Below are 23,553 nucleotides of genomic sequence, written 5' to 3' on the forward strand. Positions count from 1 at the left end.
CGGGCCGTTTAGCCGGGCGGGCGGTGCCGTCTACAGTGGGAAGCGCCCGCACCGATAGCCGTCTCGAGGAGCGCAGTGAACTTCACCGCACCCATCACCCTGCCCGGCCTCACTCTCGACCCGCACTGGCACCGCCGCAGCGTGTTCTACGAGGTGATGGTGCGGTCGTTCGTCGACTCCAACGGCGACGGCACGGGCGATCTTGCCGGGCTTATCTCCAAGCTCGACTATCTGCAGTGGCTGGGGGTCGACGCGCTCTGGTTGCCGCCGTTCTTCCAGTCGCCCCTGCGCGACGGTGGGTACGACGTCAGCGACTACCGCGCGATCCTGCCCGAGTTCGGCACGATCGACGAGTTCCGCGAGCTCGTGACGAAGGCCCACGAGCGCAACATGCGCATCGTGATCGACCTCGTCATCAACCACACCTCCGACCAGCACCCCTGGTTCCAGGCCTCGCGCAGCGACCCCGAGGGTCCATACGGCGACTACTACGTCTGGAGTGACACCGACGAGAAGTACGAAGATGTGCGCATCATCTTCGTCGACACGGAGGAGTCGAACTGGGCGTTCGATGCCGAGCGCCGCCAGTTCTACTGGCACCGGTTCTTCTCCCACCAGCCCGACCTGAACTTCGACAACCCGAAGGTGCACGACGAGATCTTCGACGTCGTGCGGTTCTGGGCCGACCTCGGCGTCGACGGGTTCCGACTCGACGCGATCCCTTACCTGTACGAGTCGGACGGCGGCACGGGCGAGAGCGAACCCGAAACGCACGAGTTCATTAAAAAGCTGCGAAAGATGGTCGACACCGAGTACCCCGGCCGGGTGCTCATCGCCGAGGCCAACCAGTGGCCGCACGAGGTTGTCGAATTCTTCGGCACCGACGACGAGCCCGAGTGCCACATGGCCTTCGACTTTCCCGTCATGCCGCGCATTTTCTACGCGCTGCGCAGCCAGCAAGCCACCGAGCTGCAGCGTCAGCTGTCGGAAGAGACCCACGCGCCGGAGGGCTCAGCGTGGGGCGTGTTCTTGCGCAACCACGACGAGCTCACCCTGGAGATGGTCAGCGAGGAGTACCGCCAGGCCATGTATGGCTGGTACGCCTACGACCCGCGGATGCGCGCGAACATCGGTATTCGTCGGCGGCTTGCGCCGCTGCTCGACAACTCGCGCGCCGAACTCGAACTCGCGCACGCGCTGCTGTTCAGCCTGAATGGCAGCCCGTTCCTGTACTACGGCGATGAGATCGGCATGGGCGACAACATCTGGTTGCCCGACCGCGACAGCTCGCGTACCCCCATGCAGTGGACGCCCGACCGCAACGCGGGCTTCTCTCACGCCGATCCCGGCAAGCTTTACCTCCCGGTCGTGCAGTCGCTCGTGTTCCACTACAACCAGATCAACGTCGAAACGCAGCTGGCTCAGCCGCGCTCGCTGCTGCACTGGATTCGCAACGTCATTCACGTGCGCAAGGCGCATCCCGCCTTCGGCCTGGGCTCCATGCGCGTGTTGGAGACCGACAACGAGTCGGTGCTGGCCTTCGTGCGCGAGTACGAGGGTTCCGGTGGCCCGATGGGTGATCGACCCGAACGCGTCCTGTGCGTGTTCTCGTTCGCCCACAACCCCACGTCGGCGACGATCCGCCTGGGAGCAGACGACGCGAACGCCGAGCTCTTCGACCTGTTCGGTGGTGCACAGTTCCCCTCCGTCACCGCAGACGGCACGGTCACGGTCACGATGGGTACCCAGAGCTTCTTCTGGCTGCACATCGAACGTCCGGCCGGTGTCGGTGGCGCCGAGTAGCCTCCGCGCATGAGCCTGACTCCCCCGGCGCTCGCCGTCTTCGACCTCGAGACGACGGGAGTTGACGTCGCGACCGCACGTATCGTGACGGCGTTTGTCGGTGTGCTCGGTGTCGACGGCACCCTCGTTTCCAGCCGATCGTGGCTTGCCGACCCGGGGGTTGAGATTCCCGCGGGCGCTTCAGCGATCCACGGTGTCACCACCGAGCGAGCGCGGGCCGAGGGGCGCCCCGCGGCCACCGTCGTGCGCGAGATCGTTGACGAAATCGCCGCGCGCTCTGCCGATGGCCTGCCGCTCGTTGTCTACAACGCGCCCTATGACTTGACCCTGCTGAGGCACGAGGCGAAGCGTCACCACGCGGGTCCGTTCATCCCTCCACCGCTCGTGATCGATCCCCTCGTGATCGATAAGGCCGTCGACCGGTACCGAAAGGGTAAGCGCACCCTCGAGGCGGTCAGCGCTCACTACGGCGTCACCCTCGACGGCGCACACGACGCCAGCGTCGATGCGATCGGGGCCGGCCACGTCGCTCGCGCGATCATTGAGCGGTGGGCCGACGATCTGCCGGGCACCCTCACCGAACTCCACGCGCAGCAGGCCGTGTGGCACCAGCAGCAGGCCGACAGCTTCGAATCATGGATGCGCGCATCCAAAGACCAGAATTTCACCGCCGATCGCGGCTGGCCGCTGCGGCACTCCTCATAGCGCGAATCGCGCCTTCCCCGAAACGACCAATGGCCCCGCCGAAGCGGGGCCATTGTCGTGTTGAATCGGAGGCTTAGCCGCCGAAGTTCTTGAAGCGCTTGTTGAACTTCTCGACGCGACCGGCCGAGTCCATGATGCGCTGCTTGCCCGTGTAGAACGGGTGCGAGGCGGCCGAGATTTCGACATCGATGACGGGGTAGGTCACGCCGTCGAGCTCGATCGTCTTGTCGCTCGTGACCGTCGAACGGGTGAGGTAGGTCTCGCCCGACGCCAGGTCGCGGAACACCACGGGCGCGTAGTCGGGGTGGATGTCAGCCTTCATTCGTTGGTCCTTGGATGTTGTCGGAGGTGGATTTCCCCGGATTCGGGGCACGCGTATACGGCCGTTGGGCCGACACACGAGTCTAGCAGAGCGAAAACGCTCAGGAAGCGCGCGCCACGAAGCGGTCGCCGTCGCGCCATACGTTCAGCCCGAGGCCGAAAGCCTCGCTGAGTCGGTCGCCGGTAAGAACCTCGTCGAGAGCACCCTCAGCAACTACGCGGCCGTGTGCGAGAAGCAGTGCGTGGGTGAAGCCGGCGGGAATCTCTTCCACATGGTGGGTCACCATGACCATCGCCGGCGAGCTCGGCTCGGAGGCGTACGCACCCAGCAACTGCACGAGTTCCTCGCGGGCCCCGAGGTCGAGGCTTGCGGCCGGCTCATCGAGCAGCAGAAGCTCGGGGTCGGTCATGATCGACCGCGCGATTTGCACGCGCTTCTGCTCGCCGTCGCTCAGGGTGCCGAACGTGCGCTCGGCGAACTCGTCAAGCTTCCACTCGCGCAGCACGCGACGCGCGCGCCGCTCGTCGACCTCTTCGTACTCCTCGTTCCAGCGGCCCGTCACCGAGTGCGCGGCGGTCATGACGACGTCGAGCACACGTTCGTCGGCCGGCAACTGGCGGGCGAGCGCCGTCGACGCGAAGCCGATGCGCGGGCGCAACTCGCGCACGTCGCTGTGCCCGAGTTCCTCGTCGAGCACGCGCACGTGGCCGTGCGACGGGTGCAGGTGCGAGGCGGCGAGCTGCAGCAGCGTCGTCTTTCCGGCGCCGTTCGGGCCCAGCACGACCCAGCGCTGATCGTCCTCGACCTGCCAGTGCACGCCGTCGAGAATGCGGGTGTCGCCCCGCGTCAGAGAAACATCGTCGAAGTCGAGAACACGCGCCATGGTGCCACCAGCCTAGGGCACCTGCTCACTCACACGAGGCTGCGGTAGAGCGCGTCGGTGCGTTCGGCGATCCGATCCCACGAGAACATCTCTTCGGCGCGACGTCGACCGGCTTCACCCATCGCGTGTGCCCGTGAGGGATCCATCACGACCTCTTCCAGGATGCGCGCCAGGTCGCCCACGAAGCGCTCGGGATCGAGCGGCGTACCGGTGCCGTCATTGACCTGATCGATCGGCACCAGGCGACCCGTAACCCCGTCGTCGACGACCTCGGGAATACCGCCGGTGTTGGTGCCGACGACCGCCACCCCGCAGGCCATCGCCTCGAGGTTCACGATGCCGAGCGGCTCATAGACGCTGGGGCACACGAACGCGGTGGCGTGTGACAGTACGGCCGCGAGCTCGCGCGGGGCGAGCATCCTCTCGATCCAGACGACGCCCGTGCGCTCCGTCTGGAGCGCGGCAACGCCGTTCTGCACCTCGCGAAGGATCTCGGGCGTGTCCGGAGCACCGGCGCACAGCACAAGCTGCACGTCCTTCGGCAGGCGGCGGGCCGCTTCGAGCAGGTACGGCAGGCCCTTCTGACGGGTGATGCGCCCCACGAATGCCACAGTGGGGCGGTCGGGGTCGATGCCGAGACCACGCACGGCCTCGTGATCGATCGTGCGCTGCCAGCGCTCGAGGTCGATTCCGTTGTGAATGGTCGTGACCTTCTGCTCGTCGAGCTCGGGGTAGCAGCGCAGAATGTCGCGGCGCATCCCGTCGCTGACGGCGATGACGGCGTCGGCCGACTCGAACGCGGTCTTCTCGATCCAGCGCGAGACGCGGTATCCGCCACCGAGCTGCTCGGCCTTCCATGGCCGCAGCGGCTCGAGGCTGTGGGCCGTGACGACGTGAGGCACGTCGTGCAGCAGCTGGGCCAAGTGCCCCGCCGCGTTCGCATACCACGTGTGCGAGTGCACAAGATCGGCGCCGTCGACGTCTTCGGCGATGGCCAGGTCGACGCCCAGGGTCGCGAGTGCGGGATTCGCGCTCGACAGTGCGCCGGGCACGAGGTAGGCGTGTGTGTCGGCCTCCTGCCGCGGCTGACCGAAGCAGCGCACCCGCACGTCGATGCGCTGGCGCAGAGCACGCACCAACTCGGCGACGTGCACACCAGCCCCTCCATAGACCTCCGGCGGATACTCACGAGAAATGACGTCGACGCGCATGCGGATGACCCTAGTACGGTGCCCACCGCTCGCCTACTGTGGGTGTCATGGCCTCTCCCAAGATCTTCGGAATCGTGCTCGCTGGCGGCGAAGGAAAGCGCCTGATGCCCCTGACGGCTGACCGGGCGAAGCCTGCGGTGCCGTTTGCCGGGGGTTATCGCCTCATCGACTTCGCGCTGTCCAACCTCATCAACTCGGGTTTGCGCCAGGTCGTCGTGCTGACGCAGTACAAGAGCCACTCTCTCGACCGCCACGTCTCACAGACATGGCGGCTCAGCGGCATGTTGAACGCCTACGTTGCGTCGGTTCCCGCCCAGCAGCGGGTCGGCAAGCGATGGTTCTCGGGCTCGGCCGACGCGATCTTTCAAAGCCTCAACCTGATTCGTGACGAGAAGCCCGACATCGTCGTGGTGGTCGGCGCCGACCACGTCTACCGCATGGACTTCCGGCAGATGATCGACGCCCACATCGACAACGGCGCCGGGGTGACCGTCGCGGGAATCCGTCAGCCGATCGCCTTGGCCGATCAGTTCGGCGTCATCGAGACCGACCCGGCAAATCCGCAGCGCATCGCCGCGTTCCGTGAGAAGCCCACCGACGCGCTCGGACTCGCGGACTCTCCGCACGAGATTCTCGCCTCGATGGGCAACTATGTGTTCGACGCTGACGTGCTGATCGACGCCGTGACGCGCGACGCCGAGCTCGACAACTCAAACCACGACATGGGCGGCGACATCGTCCCCGCCTTCGTCGACCGCGGCGAGGCGTACGTGTACGACCTCAACCGCAACGATGTTCCGGGCTCGACCGACCGCGACAAGTACTACTGGCGTGACGTCGGAACGATCGAGTCATTCTTTGACGCCCATCAGGACCTCATCTCGGCCCTGCCGGTGTTCAATCTGTACAACGCCGAATGGCCGATTTTCACGCAGCAGTTGAACCTTCCCCCCGCCAAGTTCGTTCGCGACGCAAACGGTGACGTGGGCGCCGTCATCGACTCGATCGTGTCGCTTGGCTCCGTCCTCTCCGGCAGCCACATCGAGCGCAGCGTGCTTGGATCGGGTGTCGTCGCCGAGTCGGCCCGCATCGTCGACTCCATCGTGTTCGAAAAGGCACAGATCGGCGCAGGAGCAGTCGTACAGCGCACTATTCTCGACAAGGAGGTCGTCGTCGCCCCCGGAGCGCAGGTGGGCGTCGATCACGCCGCCGACCGAGCCCGCGGGTTCACGGTGACCGAGACCGGAATCGTGGTGGTTGGCAAGGGCCAGACCGTCGCGTAGTCCCCGCCCGCGTCCCGCGCGGGCGCGACGAAAGTGAGGCGGGCGTGGCGCGGTTTCTCGTGGTGCTCGATGTCGACTCCACCCTCATCAACGAGGAGGCCATCGAGCTCATCGCCGACGAGGCCGGCTCGGGTGCGGAGGTTGCCCGCATCACGGAGCGCGCGATGGCCGGTGAACTCGACTTCGCCGAGAGCCTCACGGAACGGGTGGCAACCCTGGCCGGCCTGTCTGTCGGCCGCCTCGCGGATGCCGCATCCCGCATTTCGGTCACGGCGGGCGCGCGTGCGCTGATCGACTCCGTGCACGCCGCCGGAGGAGTCGTCGCGGTCGTCTCCGGCGGGTTTCACGAACTGCTCGACCCGCTCGCCGCAACGCTCGGCCTGGATGCGCACCGCGCGAACCGCTTGGAGGTCGCGGACGGCCGACTCACCGGTCGCACCTCCGGCCCCGTGATCGACGCGGCCGCGAAGGCCAGCGCGCTGCGAGAGTGGGCGGCGTCGTTTGACGTACCGTCGACACGCACGGTCGCGGTCGGCGACGGGGCCAACGACCTCGAGATGATGCGCGCGGCGCAGCTGTCTGTCGCGTTCTGTGCGAAGCCCGTCGTGCGCGAGCGGGCACACGTCGCAGTCGACCAGCGCGACCTCAGCGCCGTGCTGCCGTTGTTGGGCCTGCGGGGTTAGTGCCCCATCCCGAGTCCACCGTCGACCGGGATGACCGCGCCGGAGATGTAGCCGGCGTCATCGCCCGCGAGCCAGGTCACAACGCGCGCCACCTCCACCGGGGTCGCGAACCGTCCAGCCGGGATCGCCTCCTGGTAGGCCTTTTGCTGATCCTCCGGCAGGGCCGCGGTCATGTCGGTCTCGATGAACCCGGGAGCCACCACGTTCGCGGTGATTCCCCGGCCGCCCAGCTCGCGGGTGAGCGAGCGCGCCATCCCCACGAGAGCCGACTTCGACGCCGAGTAGTTGACCTGACCGGCCGAGCCGTAGAGGCCAACCACGCTCGAAATCAGAATGATGCGGCCGAAACGTGCCTTCAGCATCCCCTTGGACGCGCGCTTGACGGTGCGGAACGCGCCCGTCAGGTTTGTGTCGATCACGTCGGTGAAGTCATCCTCCGACATGCGCAGCAGCAGCGTGTCGCGGGTGATGCCCGCGTTTGCAACCACGATTTCCACGGGGCCGTACTGCGCCTCGACCTCGGTGAAAGCCGCATCAAGGGAGGCCGCGTCGGTCACATCGGCGGTCACGGTCAGGGCACCCTCAGGACCCGCCCCCGAACGGGCGGTCACCGCCACGCGATGACCCTGCGAGAGGAACTCCTCCGCGATCGCGCGGCCAATTCCGCGGTTGCCTCCGGTGACGAGTACGGTGCGTGGGGTGCTCATAGCCGTCAAGCCTATTAGCAGGCATCGGGGTTAGCATCGCCACACGATGAAGCAGAAGGCCGCATCCACCAGCGCCATCACCAGCCTCGGTGACGCTCCCGACGAGGAGCGCAAGGCGCGCATGATCAAGTACGCCACCTCGATGGGTATCCGCGTGGTGTGCATCATCGCGTGCTTCTACACGCCCGGTTGGTGGCTGTTGATTCCCGCTCTCGGCGCGGTGTTCCTGCCGTACTTCGCGGTGATCGCAGCCAACCAGGTGACCCGCACCGGCGGAAACCAGGTCGAACGGCCCGGATCGATCGTGCTGTCGGGGCAGGGCCCCCAGTCGTGATTGGTCTCCCGGGCGAGATCTCGGGGCTGCGCTGCTCGCGAAGCGGGTGCCGCGCCGATGCGACCTGGGCCATCAACTGGCGCAACCCGAAGATTCACGACGCCTCTCGTGTGAAGGTGTGGCTCGCCTGCGACGAGCACCGCGACTACCTCTACGACTTCGTCGACCAGCGCGGGTTCCCCGCTGCGATCACGCCAGCGGGTGTCGTCGTCGACGCGTTGCCTGACGCGGTCGGGCAGAATGACACCCCGTGAGCATCCTCCAGATCGCGCTGACGAAGCGGTGGCTCGGCTACTTCGCCGTCACCGTGATCTTCGCGGTGATCTGTTCGCTCCTGGGCGTCTGGCAGTGGAACCGCCGCGAGCAGGCGGTCGCCGCCATCGAACGCATCGAGAACAACTATGACGCGACTCCCGTGACCCTCGACGAGGCCCTGCCCGATCGCGATGCATTCCGTGCCGACGACGAATGGCAGCCGGTCGCCGTGTCCGGTGAGTATCTGGTCGACGAGCAGTTGCTGGTCCGGGCGCGGCCGCGCTCCGGGCAGCCCGGCTTCGAGGTCATTGTTCCCCTGCGGCTCGACGATGGCGGTCTTGTCGTGGTGAACCGCGGGTGGCTTCCCGTCGGCTCGGCCCAGGACTCGCCCGATGTGGTGCCCGCCGCCCCCACCGGCAGGGTCGACGTCATCGGGCGCATTCGCCCGAGCGAGCCGACGATCGCCGGCCGGGGCGCGCCCGAGGGGCAGATCGCGACGATTCACCTGCCCACCATCGCCGAACGACTCGGTGACGATGTCGTCGAGGGCGCGTACCTGCAGCTGGCCGACGAATCGCCCGCTCCCGCGACTCGCCCGCAGGCTGCCGTGCGCCCCGAGATCAATGAGGGCCCGCACCTCAGCTACACCTTCCAGTGGTACGTCTTCGCGCTTCTGGGGTTCATCGGCTTTGGCTGGGCGATTCGCCAGGAGGTTCGCGTGCTGCGCGCCGCCGACGCCGGCGAGCCGGTTCCTCCCCCGAAGCGTCGCCGGTCAGGGCCCACAGACGACGAAGAAGAAGACGCGCTGCTCGACGCCGCAGCGCGCTAACGCGTCGTTAGGCGAGCGAGATCAGCTCGGCGTAGTCGGCGGTCCACAGGTCTTCGACTCCGTCGGGCATGATGAGCACCCGCTCGGGATTGAGCGCCTCCACGGCGCCCTCGTCGTGGCTGACGAGAATCACGGCTCCGGAGTAGTTGGCGAGCGCTCCGAGGATCTCCTCGCGGCTGGCAGGGTCAAGGTTGTTTGTCGGCTCGTCCAGCAACAGGAGGTTTGCCTTCGACACCACGAGCATCGCGAGTGACAGCCGGGTCTTCTCGCCGCCCGACAGCACGCCGGCGGGCTTCTGCACGTCGTCGCCGACGAACAGGAACGAGCCGAGAACGCTGCGCGCCTCCCGCTCGGTGATCGACTCGGATGCGCTCATCATGTTGGCAAGCACGCTGCGGTTCACGTCGAGCGTCTCGTGCTCCTGCGCGTAGTACCCGATGCGGAGGCCGTGCCCCGGTTCGAGCTCGCCCGTGTCTGGCTGATCGACGCCCGCAAGGATGCGCAGCAGCGTCGTCTTGCCCGCGCCATTGAGGCCGAGGATGACGACCCGCGATCCCCGGTCAACGGCGAGGTCGACGGCCGTGAAGATCTCGAGCGAGCCGTAGCTCTTCGACAGGTTCTTCGCCTGCAGTGGTGTCTTGCCCACCGGCGCGGGCTCGGGGAAGCGCAGCTTCGCCACGCGATCGACCGCGCGCACCTCGTCGAGGCCGGCGAGCATCCGTTCGGCGCGGGCGACCATCTGGTGGGCGGCCGCCGCCTTCGACGCCTTCGCCCCGAAGCGCGCCGCCTGCAGCTGCAGGGCGGTTGCCTTCTTCTCGACGTTGACGCGCTCCTTCTTGCGGCGCTCTTCGTCGGCCTCGCGCTGGCGCAGGTAGTGCTTCCACCCCATGTTGTAGATGTCAATGACCTGGCGATTCGCGTCCAGGTAGAAGACGCGGTTGACCGTCTCCTCGACGAGGTGCACGTCGTGGCTGATGACGATCACGCCGCCCGAGTAGGCCTTCAGGAAGTCGCGCAGCCAGACGACCGAGTCGGCGTCGAGGTGGTTCGTCGGCTCGTCCAGGATCATCGTCTCGGCGTCCGAGAACAGGATGCGCGCCAGCTCAATACGGCGCCGCTGACCGCCGGACAAGGTCTTCAACGGCTGACTGAGAATGCGGTCGGGCAATGCAAGGTTGCTCGCGATGGCGGCGGCCTCGGCCTCGGCGGCATAGCCCCCGAGTGACTGGAACTGGTCGGTGAGGCGGCTGTAGCGACGCATCGCCCGCTCGGCGATCGCCGGGTCGTCGCTCGCCATCTCATGGCTCGCCGTCGTCATGTCGGCCACGATCGTGCCGAGCCCACGGGCGTCGAGGATGCGCGTGCGCGCCAACTGCTCGGGATCGCCGGCGCGCGGGTCCTGCGGAAGGTAGCCGATCTCGCCCGAGCGCGTGATGCTGCCGCCGGTCGGCAACGACTCGCCCGCGAGAGCCTTGGTGAGCGTCGTCTTGCCCGCCCCGTTGCGTCCAACCAACCCGATCTTGTCGCCGGCGGCGACGCGGAAGGACACGTTTTCCATCAGTAGGCGTGCGCCGACCCGGATCTCGAGGTCTTGCACAGCGAGCACAGCGATCGTCCGATTCTTTGGTGGGGTTCGACAGGCCACGCGCGAGGGGGCCAGCGGGATAGTCTACGGGGGTTGGCGCTGTGCGCCGACCGCCACCTACCGACTCCCGACCCCACCCGAGGAGCCCCATGTCACTCGCCGCACCCCTCTCCGGGCCCACGCTCGCCGATCGCGTCATCCCCCGCACCCTCGTCACGGACATCGCCCTCGTTGCGGCCGGGGCCGGCCTCACCGCAGCCGCGGCGCAGGTGATCATCCCCGCCTGGCCTGTCCCCTTTACCGGTCAGACGTTTGCCGTGCTTCTCGTCGGCGCTAGCCTCGGGATGACCCGCGGCGCACTCTCGATGGGCCTCTACGCGCTGCTAGGCCTGGTGGGGCTGCCCGTGTTCGCGCCTCAGGCTGATGGCTCCCACCTCACGGGCCTCGCCGCGCTTGCGGCGCCGAGCTTCGGCTACATCGTTGGATTCGTTGCCGCAGCTGCGATTATGGGCTGGTTCGCCCAGCAGAAGTGGGACCGCAAGATCCTGAAGACCCTCGTCGCCCTTGTCGCGTCGACGCTGATCATCTACGCGTTCGGGCTCTCCTGGCTCGGTGTCGTACTCGCGCAGCTCGGTGTCGAAAACGTGCTCGCGACCACCATCTCCGCGGGTCTTCTGCCTTTCCTTGTGGGTGACGCCATCAAGGCCCTTCTCGCCGCCGCACTTCTCCCGGCTGCGTGGTGGGCAATCTCACGCGCCGATCGTGCCGCAGGCCGCAACTGATAGGCCGCGTCCTCGACACAGACGAAGGCCCCGCCGGTGATCCGGCGGGGCCTTCGTCATCTGCTGGACTACTCATCGAATCCCAGCGCGTCGCGCAGCACGCTGAGCCAGATCTCTGGCGTTTCCAGATGCGGATCATGAGCCGCACCGCTCACTTCCAGCACGCGCGCCGAGGGCTGTCCATTCCGCAGGGTCGCGCGCCGCTCGCTCGCGATTCCGTGTTCCCCGACGATGACGCTGATGGGCACGCGAAGTGCGCGCCACTCCCCCGCGAACGACGAGTGAACGGGTTCAATCGCCGCGCGCAATACTGACGCGTCGAAACGCGGAACATACCCTCCGTCGTCGTCCCGCAAGTCGGCAGCCCAGGCCGTGGCGAGCGGGGAAGAACCGAGAGCCGTCACCGCGGACGCGCGGTCCCGGAACGGAACCGGCCAGCGGCGGAAATAGGCCTCGAGTTCGTGTGCAGGCATTCCGCCGTCATCGCCATCCGGGTGAGCCTCAACCATGACCAGGTGTGCGACGAGGTCGGACCTCGCGTGCGCGACCAGAAGTGCGGTGTTCCCACCCATCGATTGCCCGATCAGGGTCACGGGTTCGCGGGCGAACGACTGGATGTGGGCGATCGCGTCGTCGACGAAGGCCTGCCGCGACACGTTGTCGGGAAGGCGGGACGAGCATCCATGACCACGTTGGTCAATCAGAAGCACGCGATAGTCGGGCGCCAAAGCTTCCGCCGTTGCGACAAACTCGGTCGCGCTCCCCGCGAGGCCGTGCAGGAACACCACGACGTGGCCGTCCGCTCCGAACGCGTGCGCGACGACCGTGCAGCCATCGCGCACGACTGTGCGCCGGTCGGCAATCGGAAGGTCGACGCAGGAAATCAGATGCTGAAGCCCAATGCGCGCATCATGTCGCGACCGTCGTCGGTGATGCGCTCGGGGCCCCACGGCGGCATCCAGACCCAGTTGATGCGGAACTGTTTGACGATGCCGTCGAGCGAATTCGCGACCGATTCCTCGATGACGTCCGTCAGCGGACATCCGGCGCTCGTCAGCGTCATGGAGATGATGAGAGCGTCAGCCTCGTCATCCCAGGCCAGGTCGTAGACCAGGCCGAGATCGACGATGTTGACGCCGAGCTCGGGGTCGACAACGTTCTTCAGGCCCTCTTCGACCTCGTCGAACAGAGCCGGCTCGAGTGCGGTGGGCATGCCGGGAGTCTACGCCGTCGCCTGCGCGTAGCGAACGTAGCCTTCTTCCTCCAGGCGCTCCGCGAGCTCGGGGCCACCCTCCTCGGCGATCTTGCCGTCAACGAAGACGTGCACGAAGTCGGGGGTGATGTAGCGCAGGATGCGCGTGTAGTGGGTGATCAGCAGAACACCGAGGTTGTTCGACTCCTTCGCGCGGTTCACGCCCTCCGACACGATCTTCAGCGCGTCGACGTCGAGCCCGGAGTCGGTCTCGTCGAGCACCGCGAACTTCGGCTTCAGCAACTCGAGCTGGACGATCTCGTGGCGCTTCTTCTCGCCGCCCGAGAAGCCCTCGTTGACGTTGCGCTCGGCGAACGACTGGTCCATCTGCAGCGCCTGCATGGATCCACGCAGGTCCTTAATCCAGGTGCGCACGGGCGGCGCCTCGCCGTCGAGGGCCGTCTTTGCGGTGCGGAGGAAGTTCGACACCGTGACGCCCGGAATCTCGACCGGGTACTGCATCGCGAGGAACAGGCCGGCCTTCGCACGCTCATCCACGCTCATCTCGAGCACGTCTTCGCCATCGAGCTCGATGGAACCCGAGTCGACGGTGTAGCGCGGGTGGCCAGCGATCGTGTACGCGAGCGTCGACTTGCCCGAGCCATTCGGCCCCATGATCGCGTGAATCTCGCCCTGGTTGATCGTGAGGTCGACGCCTCGGAGGATCGGCTTCGGGCCCTGGTCGGTTTCGATGCTGACGTGCAGGTCTTTGATGGTCAACGTGGCCATGGTTCTCAACTCTTCTTTCGGTTCATGAGGCCCGTGTGCGGGCGCAGATCGGGATGCGGCGGGGCCGCTCAGGGAGTGATGATCGCGTCGGGGTCGACGAAGACGTCTCCGCCCTCCACCGTGACGGTGTAGACCGGTACGGGTTCGTACGCCGGGAAGTTCAGCGGCTTGCCCGTCGCGAGTTCGAACTTCGAGCCGTGCGCCCAGCATTCGAGCGTCGAGTCCTCGACGAATCCCTCGCTCAGCGAGATGTCGCCGTGCGTGCACGTGTCGCCGATCGCGTGCACCTGGCCCGAGGAGTCGCGCACGACGGCAATCGGCTTGCCGTCAAGCACGACCTTCATCGCGGTGGACACGCTGAGCTCGCTCTCGGAGCAGACACGCTGGGCGGCCATCAGATGCTCTCCACGGCGTCGAGCTCCGCCTCGACGGCGGCGACAAGCCGCTGCTCAAGCTCGGCCTGACCGATCTTCTGCACGATCTCGAGCAGGAATCCGAGCACGACGAGGCGACGCGCTTCCTTCTCAGCGATGCCGCGCGAACGCAGATAGAACAGCTGCTCGTCATCGAAGCGGCCGGTCGCACTCGCGTGCCCAGCACCCGCAATGTCGCCCGTCTCGATTTCGAGGTTCGGGATCGAGTCGGCGCGCGTGCCGTCACTCAGAACGAGATTGCGGTTCGCCTCGTAGGAGTCGGTGCCGGTGGCGTCGCGCCCGATCAGCACGTCGCCGATCCACACCGTGCGCGCACCCTGCCCGTTCAACGCGCCCTTGTAGAGCACATCGCTCACGGTGTGCGGAGCAATGTGGTGCACAAACACCTGCTGTTCGAGGTGCTGACCGGCGTCACTGAAGTAGAGGCCGTAGAGGTTGCCGGTCGCGCCGTCACCCGCGAGAGCGGCCGAGGGGTTCACGCGCACGACGGATCCGCCGAGCGACACGACGAGGTGGGTGAGCGTCGCGCTCTTGTCGACGCGCGCGAACTGGGCCGAGAGGTGGACACTGTCGTCGTCCCACTCCTGGAGGCTGACGACGGTCAGATGTGATCCGTCCTCCGCCACGATCTCGACGTTCTCGCTCAATCGAGCGCTGCCACGGTTGTCGATGATGACGAGACCACGCGCATTCGGCTTCGCCACGATCACCGTGTGAGCAGCCCGCGGCTGGTGGTCGGCACCCGTTCGATCGATCGTGACCTCGGTGTGCTCTTCCGCACTGAGCGTGACGACGAGCGCCTTCTCGGTGCGCGACCATGCGTTCGCCGAGGCGCGATCTTCGGGTGTTCCTGCGGAACCGACCCGAGCATCCTCGACGCCGACCCATTCGACGCTGACTCCCGCGGCCTCCGTGACCGTCGTCGGGAGGGCAGAGCCATCCAGCTCGCCGTCGATCAGGTCGCGAACCTTGTCGACCGGGGTCAGCTTCCACTCGGCCTCACGGCCGGTGACTGCGGGGAAGTCGGCGTGGTTCGTCGACCGGAAACGCTCGGAGCGAGTCTGAACGGGAACGGGCGATCCGGGCCCATGCGAGTGGGCCGCAGCGCCAGGGACGGTCGGTGCGGTATTCGTGGCGGTCATTTAGCCGACGGATCCTTCCATGCTCATCTCGATGAGCTTGTTGAGTTCAAGCGCGTACTCCATGGGCAACTCGCGGGCGATCGGTTCGATGAACCCGCGCACGATCATGGCCATGGCCTCGTCTTCGGGTAGTCCGCGCGACTGCAGGTAGAACAACTGCTCCTCGCTTACGCGCGACACGGTCGCCTCGTGGCCGAGCTGGACGTCGTCCACGCGGATGTCGATCGCCGGGTAGGTGTCCGAGCGCGAGATCGTGTCGACAAGCAGCGCGTCGCAGCGCACGGTGTTGGCCGAGTGGTGAGCGTTCTGGTCAACGCGCACCTCGCCGCGGTAGCCCGCACGGCCCCCACCACGCGCGATCGACTTCGACACGATCGACGACGTCGTGTGCGGCGCCATGTGGATCATCTTCGCGCCGGCGTCCTGGTGCTGGCCGGGGCCCGCGAACGCGACCGACAGCGTCTCACCCTTCGCGTGCTCACCCATGAGGAAGATCGACGGGTACTTCATCGTCACCTTCGAGCCGATGTTGCCATCGACCCACTCCATGGTGGCGCCCTCGTGCGCGACGGCCCGCTTGGTCACGAGGTTGTAGACGTTGTTCGACCAGTTCTGAATCGTCGTGTAGCGAACGCGGGCGTTCTTCTTCACGATGATCTCGACGACGGCCGAGTGCAGCGAGTCGCTCTTGTAGATCGGCGCCGTGCAGCCCTCGATGTAGTGCACGTACGAGCCTTCATCGGCGATGATCAGCGTGCGCTCAAACTGGCCCATGTTCTCGGTGTTGATGCGGAAGTAGGCCTGCAGCGGAATCTCGACGTGCACGCCCGGCGGCACGTAGACGAACGAGCCGCCCGACCACACGGCCGTGTTCAGCGCCGCGAACTTGTTGTCGCCGGCCGGGATCACGGTGCCGAAGTACTCTTCGAAGAACTCGGGGTGCTCTTTCAGAGCGGTGTCGGTGTCCATGAAGATGACACCCTGCTGCTCGAGGTCTTCACGAATCTGGTGGTACACGACCTCGGACTCGTACTGAGCGGCGACACCGGCCACCAGCCGCTGACGCTCGGCCTCCGGGATGCCGAGGCGCTCGTAGGTGTTCTTGATGTCTTCGGGCAGCTCTTCCCAGCTGGTGGCCTGCTTCTCGGTGGTGCGCACGAAGTACTTGATGTTGTCGAAGTCGATACCCGACAGGTCGCTTCCCCACGTCGGCATCGGCTTGCGCTGGAAGAGCTTGTAGCCCTTCAGCCGCTGCTCGAGCATCCAGGCCGGTTCGTTCTTCTTGCGGGAGATGTCGGTGACAACCTCCTCGTCAATGCCGCGACGAGCGGATGCGCCGGCTGCGTCACTGTCGGACCAGCCGAACTCGTATTGGCCGAGCCCTTCCAATTCGGGGCGGTCGATGAGCACGTCAGACATGTCGCGTTCCTCTCTGTCACCGGACGAAACCGTCAGGTCTCGCCCGGCATTCCCGCTCCCGGCGTGACCGGTCGCGTTTGGGGCTGATGCTCAAAGAGCCCCACGTACACTGGGCTCTAGGCGGGTCGGCGCCCGCGCAGTGTCGCGGTGACGCCCGCGATCAACACTGATGGTGAGCGCTGAAAGTCTACCGCGCTCCCGCTGAGAACGAGGGGTGCATGCTGTGAGTCAGCAGGTGGCGCAGAAGCCGTCGATCGTCCGCCGCTTTGTGGGCTGGCTGCCCACGGAGGTCACCCGGCGAGTGCGCGTGTTCGCGTGGCTCTCTCTCATTAGCCAAACCCTGATCGTCGGCACGGGCGGTGCGGTGCGCCTGACCGGTTCCGGCCTGGGCTGCCCGACCTGGCCGCGCTGCACCGAGGAGTCGTTCGTCGCGACGCCCGAAATGGGCATCCACGGCGCCGTCGAGTTCGGCAACCGACTGCTGACCTTCGTGCTGATCATCATCGCGATCGTCGCCTTCCTCTTCGTGGTGCGAATGCGCCGCGAGCGGCCCGAACTGCTCCGCCTGACCGTCGCGCTCGGGCTGGGCATTCCCGCCCAGGCCATCATCGGCGGCATCACCGTGCTGACGAACCTGAACCCGTACGTGGTCGGGCTGCACTTCGTCGTCTCTGCAGTGCTGGTGGCGCTCGCGACGGTCTTCGTGGCGCGGGTTTATCGCGGCCGGAAGGTCGACACGTTCGTCGTGGATGCACGGTTCCGGTTCGTCGCGGCGCTCACGGCGGTCGGCGTCTGGATTACCGTCCTCGTCGGCATCCTCGTCACCGGTTCCGGTCCGCACGCCGGCGACGGTGGCGCCGCGCGCAACGGACTCGATTCCGAACTGCTCCAGCACATCCACTCGTGGCCCGCCTACGTGACGGGCGTGCTGTCGCTGCTCTTGCTGGTGTGGGCCTTCCGCGTTCCCCGCCGCGGCCTGCGCATCGCGACGGTCGGGCTTGTGGCGACCGAGGCTGTTCAGATCGCCGTGGGCATCGCCCAGGCCCGGCTCGGCCTGCCGGAGCTGCTCGTCGGCATCCACATGGTGCTCGCGTGCGTGCTCGTCGCGGTCATGACGCTGGTGCTCGTGCTGCAGCGCCCCGGAGGTCGAGAGCTAGAAGGGCAGCAGCGGGTCGACGCCGACGGCGACGAAGACGAGCGTCAGGTACGTGATGCTCGCGTGGAACACCTTCATCGGTGACACGTCGTCGAGGCCGCGGGCCGCGCGACCGTAAAGCCGGTGGCTCTCGACGATGAACCATCCGCCGGCGAGCACGGCGACCGCCGTGTAGAGCGCGCCCATGGGTGCGACCGGAATGAGCAGCAGCGACATGACGACGGTGGCCCACGCATACAGCACCACCTGTACGCCGACGACGGTGCGCCCGCGCACCACCGCGAGCATCGGCACGCTCGCTTCGGCGTAGTCGTCGCGGTACCGCATCGATAGCGGCCAGTAGTGCGGCGGAGTCCAGAGGAAGACGACCAAGAACAGGATGACCGGGGCCCAGTCGAGCGAGCCCGTGACGGCGCTCCACCCGATCAGCACCGGGAAGCATCCCGCGATACCGCCCCAGATGATGTTCTGCTCGGTGCGTCGCTTGAGAACGAGCGTGTAGATCACGACGTAGAACAGAATCGCCGCGAACGCGAGGGCGGCCGCCAAGAGGTTCGTGGTGGCCCACAGCCACATAATCGACCCCACGCCGATGACGGTCGCGAACACGGTCGCCTGCCGAGCCGTCAGTTCTCCGGTGACGAGGGGCCGATTCTTGGTGCGATTCATGAGGCGGTCAATGTCACGGTCGATGACCATGTTGAACGCGTTCGCCGAGCCGGCGGCCAGGGAACCACCGAGCAGGGTCGCGAGCACCAGCCAGATGCTGGGCAGCCCGCCCTCGGCGAGGATCATCACCGGCGCCGTCGTCACCAACAGCAGCTCGATAACGCGGGGCTTGGTCAGCGCGACGTACGCGGTGACCGTCCGGCGAAGCGAGGGGCGTGGGGGGCTGACGACCTGCTCGAGCGCTGTGTCCATGTCTCCTCTTCACGACGGGCGTCGGTCGGCCGCCATTCTACGGGAGGGTGCCTGTGCACACGCCCGGCGGTGACGGAGCGATCGGCGGCCGCCGCGCGCATCCCTATACTGGGCAGAGCCTGCAGACCGCCGAATTCCGTCTCTCGAACGGGGGTGCCCCGCACCCGGCTGGATCGCGGTTACGGTCGCCGATGACCGGGCACGGCTGAGACGATGCCGGAGGAGCGACCCTGCCCGCCGGCCAATTCGAGGAAAGGCTGTTTCGCCGAGATGACCGAACTGACCTGGAACGACCTGGATGCCGCCGCCGTCGAGACCGGCCGCCTTCTGGCCGCTGACGCCGTCGAGAAGGCTGGTCACGGCCACCCCGGCACGGCGATGAGCCTGTCGCCCGTTGCCTATCTTCTTCACCAGAAGGTCATGCAGCACGACCCCAGCGACCCCACGTGGGTCGGGCGCGACCGCTTCATCCTGTCGGCAGGGCACAGCTCGCTGACGCAGTACGTTCAGCTGTACCTCGGCGGCTACGGCCTCGAGCTCGACGACATCAAGTCGCTGCGCACCTGGGGTTCGAAGACTCCTGGGCACCCCGAGTACGGCCACACCGACGGCGTCGAGATCACGACCGGCCCTCTCGGCCAGGGCCTCGCCTCGGCCGTGGGTTTCGCCTACGCCGCCCGCTTCGAGCGCGGCCTGCTCGACCCCGACGCGCCCGCCGGCGAGAGCCCGTTCGACCACTTCATCTACGTCATCGCTGGTGACGGAGACCTCCAGGAGGGTGTCACCAGCGAGGCGAGCTCGCTGGCGGGGCACCAGCAGCTCGGCAACCTGATCACCATCTACGACTCGAACCAGATCTCGATCGAAGACGACACCGACATTGCCTTCACCGAAGACGTCGCTGCGCGCTATGAGGCCTACGGCTGGCAGGTGTTGACCGTCGATTGGAAGAAGACCGGCGAGTACGTCGAGGACGTCCACGAGCTGTACCAGGCGATCGAGACGGCGAAGGCCGCGACCGACAAGCCGTCGCTCATCATCCTCAAGACGATCATCGGCTGGCCGGCCCCCAACAAGCGCAACACGGGCAAGATCCACGGTTCAGCGCTGGGCGCCGACGAGTTGGCGGCCACCAAGTCCCTCATGGGCTTCGACCCCGAGGCCACGTTCGTCGTGTCTGACGAGGTCATCGCCCACACCCGCCAGGCCGTTCAGCGCGGTCAGGAACGGCACGCGGCGTGGAACTCGCGCTTCGAGGCGTGGGCGGCTGCCCAGCCGGAGCGCAAGGCGCTGTTCGACCGCATGCAGGCCGGAGAACTGCCTGCCGGTCTCGAAGAGGCCCTGCCGCGCTTCGAGGGCGGCACGAGCCTGTCGACGCGCGCGGCGAGTGGCAAGACGATCAATGCGATCGCTCCCCACCTCCCGGAACTGTGGGGTGGCTCCGCCGACCTGGCCGAGTCGAACCTGACGACGATCCACGACGGCGGGTCGTTCGTGCCCGCGCAGATCACGACGAAGGAGTGGTCGGCCAATCCCTACGGCCGCATCATGCACTTCGGCATCCGCGAGCACGCCATGGGCGCCATTCTGAACGGCATCGCGCTGCACGGACGCACGCGCGCCTTTGGCGGCACGTTCCTGATCTTCAGCGACTACATGCGCCCGGCCGTTCGTTTGGCCGCCCTGATGCGCGTTCCCGTGATCTACGTGTGGACGCACGACTCCGTCGCGCTGGGTGAAGACGGCCCGACCCACCAGCCAATCGAGCAGCTCGCCGCGCTGCGTGCGATTCCCGGCCTCGACATCGTGCGCCCGGCCGACGCGAACGAGACCGCGTACGCCTGGCTCGCCACGCTGCAGCGCTTCGACCGCCCCGTCGGTCTCGCGCTGACTCGTCAGAACATTCCGGTCTTCGAACGCGGCGACGGGGATGCTCATGGCGACACGCTCGCCTCCGCCCGCCACACGGCACGCGGCGGGTACATCCTCGCCGAAGCCGCGAACGGCTCGCCCGACGTGATTCTGATCGCGACGGGTTCGGAGGTGCAGTTGGCGCTCGAAGCGCGCGAGCGTCTTGCCGCCGACGGCGTGCACGCTCGCGTTGTGTCGATGCCCAGCGTCGAGTGGTTCGACGAGCAGCCGGCCGAGTACCGCGAGTCCGTGCTCCCCGCCAGCGTGTCCGCACGTGTCGCGGTCGAAGCCGGGCTCGGGTTGACCTGGCACCGTTTCGTGGGCGACCGAGGCCGCATCGTCTCGATCGAGCACTTCGGCGCGAGCGCCGACTACCAGACCCTGTTCCGCGAGTTCGGAATCACCACCGACGCGGTTGTCGCCGCCGCCCGAGAGACCCTCGCCGCCGGCTGACATCCGCCCTCGCTCCTCCGCACCGCCACCACACACTCAAGGATCCCCATGACCAGCACTCCCACTGCCCGGCTCAGCGACGTCGGCGTCAGCATCTGGCTCGACGACCTTTCTCGCGACCGCATCACCTCCGGAGGCCTCGAGCGGTTGATCGCCGAGCGAAACGTCGTCGGCGTCACCACGAACCCGACGATCTTCGCGGCCGCGCTCGCCACCGGTACCACCTACGACGAGCAGATTCGTGAGCTCGCCGCGGCCGGTGCCGATGTCACGAGCGCGGTGTTCGAGATCACCACCGACGATGTTGCCGCGGCAAGCGACATCTTCGCCGGCGTCGCCGAGGCGACGGGCGGACGCGACGGGCGCGTATCCATCGAGGTGGAGCCGGGTCTTGCCCACGACGCCGACGGAACGGCGCAGCAGGCGCGAGAGCTGTGGGCGAAGGTGAACCGTCCCAACGCGATGATCAAGATTCCCGCAACGCTCGAGGGCCTCGCAGCGATCACGGAGACCATCGCGGCGGGCATCAGCGTGAATGTCACCCTGATCTTCAGCCTCGAGCGGTACCGCGCGGTCGTCGATGCGTACCTCACGGGCCTCGAGAAGGCGAAGGAAGCGGGGCACGATCTGTCGAGCATCCATTCGGTGGCGTCGTTCTTCGTCTCGCGCGTGGACTCCGAGATCGACGCGCGCCTTGTCGCACTCGGCTCGCCCGAGGCCCTGGCGCTCAAGAGCAAGGCGGGCATCGCCAACGCTCGCCTGGCCTACGAGGCGTTCGAGGAACTGTTCGCCAGCGATCGCGCCCGCGCCCTGCTCGAGGCGGGCGCACACGTGCAGCGGCCGCTGTGGGCATCGACCGGCGTCAAAGACCCGGCGCTGCCCGACACGCTGTACGTGACGCAGCTCGCCGTCGCCCACACCGTCAACACCATGCCGGAAAAGACGCTCGAGGCCACCTTCGACCACGGCGACATCACGGGTGACACCGTGAGCGGAAGCTACGACGAAGCGCGCGACGTGCTCGCCGCACTCGAGACGCTCGGCATCTCGTACGACGAGGTCACCGCGAAGCTCGAAAAGGAGGGCGTCGAGAAGTTCATCGTGAGCTGGAACGAGCTGCTCGACACCGTCAGCGCCGCACTCGAGGCGGCCCGATGACGGCCGTCGTCGAGGCACGCGGCGACGCGCTGGCGGCGATCGACACCCACGTTCCGGCGCTCGTCGCCGATCGCGTTGCCAGCCGCATCACCGCGGGAGACGCGACGCTGTGGGGCGAGGCCGCCGAGGCCGAAGCCAGCGTCCGTCTGGGGTGGACCCAGGCAGTCAGCGTGTCTCGGCCGCTCGTCGGCGAAATCACCGCGCTCCGGTCGCAGCTGGCCGAGCGCGGCGTCGACCGGATTGTACTCTGCGGCATGGGTGGCTCGTCGCTCGCGCCCGAGGTCATCACCCGCACCGCGGGTGTGCCGCTCGTCGTCTTGGACTCGACCGATCCCGACCAGGTCGCCTCGGCTGTCGACCACGCGCTGGAGCGCACGGCCGTCGTCGTATCGTCGAAGTCCGGCTCGACCGTCGAGACCGACAGCCAGAAGCGGGCGTTCGAGAGCGCGTTCCGCGCGGCGGGCATCGACCCGACCGAGCGAATCATCGTCGTCACCGACCCCGACTCGCCGCTGCACCGCGCATCGGCTGACGCGGGATACCGGGTGTTCACCGCCGATCCGACCGTTGGCGGCCGCTACAGCGCGCTCACCGCGTTCGGTCTCGTGCCGAGCGGCTTGGCGGGCGTCGACCTCGACGCCCTGCTCGACGAGGCTGACGCCGCGTCGCTGCCCCTGGCGGTCGACGCGGAGTCCAACCCGGGCCTTCGCCTCGGCGCCGCCATCGCGGGCACGAACCCACGACGCGACAAGCTCGTCATCGTCGCCGACGGCACCCACATCGTGGGGCTCGGCGACTGGGTCGAGCAGCTCGTCGCCGAGTCGACGGGCAAAGACGGTACGGGCGTTCTCCCGGTCGTGGTCGGCGTCGATGCGCCCGAACTCAGCTCGGGCGCGGCCGACGTACAGGTGCTGCGCCACGTCGCCAACGAGAAGGCAACCCGCGTCGTCGCCGACAACGAGATCGAGGTCTCGGGTTCACTCGGCGCGCTGCTGATGACCTGGGAGTACGCGACCGCGGTCGCCGGGCGACTGCTCGGCATCAACCCGTTCGACCAGCCCGATGTCGAGAGCGCCAAGGTCGCGGCACGCGGCTTGCTCGACCACCGACCCGAACCGGTCGCTCCGGCGGTCATCGACGGCGGAATCGCCGTTACCGGCCCGGATGCTCTGGTCGCCGACACGACGTCGGTCACCGACGCGGTCGCCCGGCTGCGCGACGCCGTGCCTGCCGACGGCTACATCGCCGTGCAGGCCTACCTCGACCGTCTGGCACACCCCGAGCTGGAGGCGATTCGTCACGCACTCGCTGCGCAGTCGGGGCGGCCCGTCACCTTCGGGTGGGGTCCGCGCTTCCTGCACTCGACCGGCCAGTACCACAAGGGCGGTCCCGCGCACGGCGTGTTCCTGCAGATCGTCGGCACCCCTGCCCACGATCGCGAGATCGAGGGTCGACCCTTCACGTTCGGCGAGCTCATCGCCGCGCAGGCCGCTGGCGACGCTCGCGTGCTCGCCGACCACGGCCGGCCGGTGCTCACTCTCACCGTCGCCGACGACGACGCGATCGCCGCCCTGATCGCCGCCATCGTCTGACCCT

24 protein-coding genes are annotated in these 23,553 nt (G+C 67.2%); 12 read left to right on the top strand and 12 right to left on the bottom strand.

Going from position 1 to position 23,553, the window contains the following annotated elements; all coding sequences use genetic code 11:
• Positions 1 to 75: 75 nt before the first annotated feature.
• Positions 76 to 1,803, top strand: coding sequence for a maltose alpha-D-glucosyltransferase (treS, locus tag ACK4SC_RS01020; protein WP_409614008.1), 1,728 nt, complete (start codon positions 76 to 78; stop codon positions 1,801 to 1,803).
• 9 nt (positions 1,804 to 1,812) lie between these two features.
• Complete coding sequence (locus tag ACK4SC_RS01025; protein WP_409614010.1) at positions 1,813 to 2,508, top strand: 3'-5' exonuclease; 696 nt, start codon at positions 1,813 to 1,815, stop codon at positions 2,506 to 2,508.
• A gap of 73 nt (positions 2,509 to 2,581) precedes the next feature.
• Here ACK4SC_RS01025 and ACK4SC_RS01030 read toward each other — a convergent pair whose 3' ends face one another.
• From ACK4SC_RS01030 to glgA, 3 genes are all read right to left on the bottom strand, one after another.
• Positions 2,582 to 2,830, bottom strand: coding sequence for a type B 50S ribosomal protein L31 (locus ACK4SC_RS01030; protein ID WP_096421480.1), 249 nt, complete (start codon positions 2,828 to 2,830; stop codon positions 2,582 to 2,584).
• A 100-nt stretch (positions 2,831 to 2,930) separates the two neighbouring features.
• Positions 2,931 to 3,713: an ABC transporter ATP-binding protein gene (locus tag ACK4SC_RS01035; protein ID WP_409614012.1), complete on the bottom strand. Its 783-nt coding sequence runs from the start codon at positions 3,711 to 3,713 to the stop codon at positions 2,931 to 2,933.
• Between the two features lie 29 nt (positions 3,714 to 3,742).
• Positions 3,743 to 4,924, bottom strand: a complete 1,182-nt coding sequence (glgA, locus tag ACK4SC_RS01040; protein ID WP_409614014.1) for a glycogen synthase — start codon at positions 4,922 to 4,924, stop codon at positions 3,743 to 3,745.
• Positions 4,925 to 4,971: 47 nt separating this feature from the next.
• Here glgA and glgC point away from each other — a divergent pair, with 47 nt between their 5' ends.
• Positions 4,972 to 6,207 (top strand): glucose-1-phosphate adenylyltransferase, encoded by a 1,236-nt coding sequence (gene glgC / locus ACK4SC_RS01045; protein WP_409614016.1) that lies wholly within the window; start codon positions 4,972 to 4,974, stop codon positions 6,205 to 6,207.
• A gap of 44 nt (positions 6,208 to 6,251) precedes the next feature.
• Positions 6,252 to 6,890 carry a phosphoserine phosphatase SerB gene (gene serB / locus ACK4SC_RS01050; RefSeq protein WP_409614017.1) on the top strand — a complete coding sequence of 213 codons (639 nt, stop codon included), beginning with the start codon at positions 6,252 to 6,254 and terminating at the stop codon, positions 6,888 to 6,890.
• Here the strand turns inward: serB and ACK4SC_RS01055 are convergent.
• Positions 6,887 to 7,597: a beta-ketoacyl-ACP reductase gene (locus tag ACK4SC_RS01055; protein ID WP_409614019.1), complete on the bottom strand. Its 711-nt coding sequence runs from the start codon at positions 7,595 to 7,597 to the stop codon at positions 6,887 to 6,889. The two genes, serB and ACK4SC_RS01055, sit on opposite strands and share 4 nt — an antisense overlap.
• Before the next feature lie 46 nt (positions 7,598 to 7,643).
• On the opposite strand from ACK4SC_RS01055, the gene ACK4SC_RS01060 reads away from it, so the two are divergent.
• Genes ACK4SC_RS01060 through ACK4SC_RS01070 form a run of 3 tightly spaced genes read left to right on the top strand, consistent with a single transcriptional unit; the run spans position 7,644 to position 9,015 of the window.
• The gene (locus ACK4SC_RS01060; protein ID WP_409614020.1) at positions 7,644 to 7,931 is read left to right on the top strand and encodes a DUF3099 domain-containing protein; all 288 of its coding nucleotides are present in this window, start codon (positions 7,644 to 7,646) and stop codon (positions 7,929 to 7,931) included.
• Positions 7,928 to 8,185: a hypothetical protein gene (locus ACK4SC_RS01065; RefSeq protein ID WP_409614022.1), complete on the top strand. Its 258-nt coding sequence runs from the start codon at positions 7,928 to 7,930 to the stop codon at positions 8,183 to 8,185. The genes ACK4SC_RS01060 and ACK4SC_RS01065 overlap by 4 nt, the downstream gene beginning before the upstream one ends.
• The gene (locus ACK4SC_RS01070; protein WP_409614024.1) at positions 8,182 to 9,015 is read left to right on the top strand and encodes an SURF1 family protein; all 834 of its coding nucleotides are present in this window, start codon (positions 8,182 to 8,184) and stop codon (positions 9,013 to 9,015) included. The genes ACK4SC_RS01065 and ACK4SC_RS01070 overlap by 4 nt, the downstream gene beginning before the upstream one ends.
• A gap of 7 nt (positions 9,016 to 9,022) precedes the next feature.
• Here ACK4SC_RS01070 and ACK4SC_RS01075 read toward each other — a convergent pair whose 3' ends face one another.
• Positions 9,023 to 10,621 carry an ABC-F family ATP-binding cassette domain-containing protein gene (locus ACK4SC_RS01075; RefSeq protein ID WP_409614026.1) on the bottom strand — a complete coding sequence of 533 codons (1,599 nt, stop codon included), beginning with the start codon at positions 10,619 to 10,621 and terminating at the stop codon, positions 9,023 to 9,025.
• Between the two features lie 128 nt (positions 10,622 to 10,749).
• Here ACK4SC_RS01075 and ACK4SC_RS01080 point away from each other — a divergent pair, with 128 nt between their 5' ends.
• On the top strand, positions 10,750 to 11,382 hold the full coding sequence (locus tag ACK4SC_RS01080; protein WP_409614028.1) for a biotin transporter BioY: 633 nt from the start codon (positions 10,750 to 10,752) through the stop codon (positions 11,380 to 11,382).
• 68 nt (positions 11,383 to 11,450) lie between these two features.
• Here the strand turns inward: ACK4SC_RS01080 and ACK4SC_RS01085 are convergent, their stop codons facing one another.
• From ACK4SC_RS01085 to sufB, 6 genes are all read right to left on the bottom strand, one after another.
• Positions 11,451 to 12,224: an alpha/beta fold hydrolase gene (locus ACK4SC_RS01085; RefSeq protein WP_409614029.1), complete on the bottom strand. Its 774-nt coding sequence runs from the start codon at positions 12,222 to 12,224 to the stop codon at positions 11,451 to 11,453.
• 41 nt (positions 12,225 to 12,265) lie between these two features.
• Positions 12,266 to 12,595 (bottom strand): metal-sulfur cluster assembly factor, encoded by a 330-nt coding sequence (locus ACK4SC_RS01090; protein WP_409614031.1) that lies wholly within the window; start codon positions 12,593 to 12,595, stop codon positions 12,266 to 12,268.
• A gap of 9 nt (positions 12,596 to 12,604) precedes the next feature.
• Positions 12,605 to 13,363, bottom strand: a complete 759-nt coding sequence (gene sufC / locus ACK4SC_RS01095; protein ID WP_409614033.1) for a Fe-S cluster assembly ATPase SufC — start codon at positions 13,361 to 13,363, stop codon at positions 12,605 to 12,607.
• A 68-nt stretch (positions 13,364 to 13,431) separates the two neighbouring features.
• Positions 13,432 to 13,758, bottom strand: a complete 327-nt coding sequence (locus tag ACK4SC_RS01100) for a non-heme iron oxygenase ferredoxin subunit (RefSeq protein ID WP_409614035.1) — start codon at positions 13,756 to 13,758, stop codon at positions 13,432 to 13,434.
• Positions 13,758 to 14,939 (bottom strand): Fe-S cluster assembly protein SufD, encoded by a 1,182-nt coding sequence (sufD, locus tag ACK4SC_RS01105; RefSeq protein ID WP_409614037.1) that lies wholly within the window; start codon positions 14,937 to 14,939, stop codon positions 13,758 to 13,760. The genes ACK4SC_RS01100 and sufD overlap by 1 nt, the downstream gene beginning before the upstream one ends.
• A complete protein-coding gene (gene sufB, locus ACK4SC_RS01110) occupies positions 14,940 to 16,358 on the bottom strand; it encodes a Fe-S cluster assembly protein SufB (RefSeq protein WP_409614039.1) in 1,419 nt (472 codons plus the stop codon). It lies immediately after the preceding gene.
• Positions 16,359 to 16,581: 223 nt separating this feature from the next.
• Between sufB and ACK4SC_RS01115 the strand changes: the two genes are divergently transcribed.
• The gene (locus ACK4SC_RS01115; protein ID WP_409614041.1) at positions 16,582 to 17,598 is read left to right on the top strand and encodes a COX15/CtaA family protein; all 1,017 of its coding nucleotides are present in this window, start codon (positions 16,582 to 16,584) and stop codon (positions 17,596 to 17,598) included.
• On the opposite strand, the gene ACK4SC_RS01120 is transcribed toward ACK4SC_RS01115, so the two are convergent.
• Positions 17,512 to 18,435 carry a heme o synthase gene (locus ACK4SC_RS01120; RefSeq protein ID WP_409614042.1) on the bottom strand — a complete coding sequence of 308 codons (924 nt, stop codon included), beginning with the start codon at positions 18,433 to 18,435 and terminating at the stop codon, positions 17,512 to 17,514. The two genes, ACK4SC_RS01115 and ACK4SC_RS01120, sit on opposite strands and share 87 nt — an antisense overlap.
• 270 nt (positions 18,436 to 18,705) lie before the next feature.
• Between ACK4SC_RS01120 and tkt the strand changes: the two genes are divergently transcribed.
• Genes tkt through ACK4SC_RS01135 form a run of 3 tightly spaced genes read left to right on the top strand, consistent with a single transcriptional unit; the run spans position 18,706 to position 23,549 of the window.
• Positions 18,706 to 20,799, top strand: coding sequence for a transketolase (gene tkt, locus ACK4SC_RS01125; RefSeq protein WP_409614044.1), 2,094 nt, complete (start codon positions 18,706 to 18,708; stop codon positions 20,797 to 20,799).
• Between the two features lie 48 nt (positions 20,800 to 20,847).
• Positions 20,848 to 21,957 carry a transaldolase gene (gene tal, locus ACK4SC_RS01130; protein WP_409614046.1) on the top strand — a complete coding sequence of 370 codons (1,110 nt, stop codon included), beginning with the start codon at positions 20,848 to 20,850 and terminating at the stop codon, positions 21,955 to 21,957.
• Positions 21,954 to 23,549 carry a glucose-6-phosphate isomerase gene (locus tag ACK4SC_RS01135; RefSeq protein ID WP_409614047.1) on the top strand — a complete coding sequence of 532 codons (1,596 nt, stop codon included), beginning with the start codon at positions 21,954 to 21,956 and terminating at the stop codon, positions 23,547 to 23,549. The genes tal and ACK4SC_RS01135 overlap by 4 nt, the downstream gene beginning before the upstream one ends.
• Positions 23,550 to 23,553: the final 4 nt, after the last annotated feature.

Source organism: Microcella sp. (assembly GCF_046293215.1).
GTDB lineage: Bacteria > Actinomycetota > Actinomycetes > Actinomycetales > Microbacteriaceae > Microcella.

Coding starts and splice junctions, on each gene's coding strand:
- ACK4SC_RS01025 (WP_409614010.1), top strand. CDS start 1,813: ATGAGCCTGACTCCCCCGGCGCTCGCCGTCTTCGACCTCGAGACGACG.
- sufD (WP_409614037.1), bottom strand. CDS start 14,939: ATGACCGCCACGAATACCGCACCGACCGTCCCTGGCGCTGCGGCCCAC.
- tkt (WP_409614044.1), top strand. CDS start 18,706: ATGACCGAACTGACCTGGAACGACCTGGATGCCGCCGCCGTCGAGACC.
- ACK4SC_RS01035 (WP_409614012.1), bottom strand. CDS start 3,713: ATGGCGCGTGTTCTCGACTTCGACGATGTTTCTCTGACGCGGGGCGAC.
- glgC (WP_409614016.1), top strand. CDS start 4,972: ATGGCCTCTCCCAAGATCTTCGGAATCGTGCTCGCTGGCGGCGAAGGA.
- ACK4SC_RS01030 (WP_096421480.1), bottom strand. CDS start 2,830: ATGAAGGCTGACATCCACCCCGACTACGCGCCCGTGGTGTTCCGCGAC.
- ACK4SC_RS01100 (WP_409614035.1), bottom strand. CDS start 13,758: ATGGCCGCCCAGCGTGTCTGCTCCGAGAGCGAGCTCAGCGTGTCCACC.
- ACK4SC_RS01120 (WP_409614042.1), bottom strand. CDS start 18,435: ATGGACACAGCGCTCGAGCAGGTCGTCAGCCCCCCACGCCCCTCGCTT.
- ACK4SC_RS01135 (WP_409614047.1), top strand. CDS start 21,954: ATGACGGCCGTCGTCGAGGCACGCGGCGACGCGCTGGCGGCGATCGAC.
- ACK4SC_RS01090 (WP_409614031.1), bottom strand. CDS start 12,595: ATGCCCACCGCACTCGAGCCGGCTCTGTTCGACGAGGTCGAAGAGGGC.
- ACK4SC_RS01060 (WP_409614020.1), top strand. CDS start 7,644: ATGAAGCAGAAGGCCGCATCCACCAGCGCCATCACCAGCCTCGGTGAC.
- sufC (WP_409614033.1), bottom strand. CDS start 13,363: ATGGCCACGTTGACCATCAAAGACCTGCACGTCAGCATCGAAACCGAC.
- glgA (WP_409614014.1), bottom strand. CDS start 4,924: ATGCGCGTCGACGTCATTTCTCGTGAGTATCCGCCGGAGGTCTATGGA.
- sufB (WP_409614039.1), bottom strand. CDS start 16,358: ATGTCTGACGTGCTCATCGACCGCCCCGAATTGGAAGGGCTCGGCCAA.
- ACK4SC_RS01055 (WP_409614019.1), bottom strand. CDS start 7,597: ATGAGCACCCCACGCACCGTACTCGTCACCGGAGGCAACCGCGGAATT.
- tal (WP_409614046.1), top strand. CDS start 20,848: ATGACCAGCACTCCCACTGCCCGGCTCAGCGACGTCGGCGTCAGCATC.
- ACK4SC_RS01080 (WP_409614028.1), top strand. CDS start 10,750: ATGTCACTCGCCGCACCCCTCTCCGGGCCCACGCTCGCCGATCGCGTC.